Origin of the sequence: Halorubrum sp. SS7 (assembly GCF_005435055.1) — an archaeon.
Lineage (GTDB): Archaea > Halobacteriota > Halobacteria > Halobacteriales > Haloferacaceae > Halorubrum > Halorubrum salinarum.
The window spans coordinates 1-357 of record NZ_SGXV01000415.1; the positions used below are offsets into that span (position 1 = coordinate 1).

The 357-nt window shown below is 55.7% G+C and carries 1 protein-coding gene; it reads right to left on the reverse strand.

The features are described 5' to 3' along the window. On the reverse strand, nucleotides 1-260 hold a 260-nt coding region (locus tag EXE44_RS18610; protein ID WP_137718089.1), incomplete at its 3' end, for a response regulator transcription factor. Between the last annotated feature and the right edge of the window lie 97 nt (nucleotides 261-357).

Consider the following 357-nt stretch of genomic DNA (forward strand, 5'->3'; position numbering starts at 1 on the left):
TCGATCGCGGTCACCATTATCACACGGGTTTGGACGTCATCGCTCCGCAGTTCGGCAAGAACATCGTCTCCGGATTTGTTCGGCATATGCCGGTCCAACAAGACGGTGTCCGGGGGATCCGACTCCTCGACCATCGACAGCGCCTCTGGGCCTCCGTACGCGACGGAAACATCCGCAACCGCTTCTAATCGGAGGGCGTAGGCATCAGCAACCTCTTTTTCGTCATCGACGAGTAAGACCTTGGGCTGGTTGACGTACATCCCGTACTCACTCTGTGTACGTATCGACTACAGCGTCTAATAACCGTGGCCTTTCAAGCGGACGTGTGGTAGTCTTGGAAGCCTTCTCAGACGATCT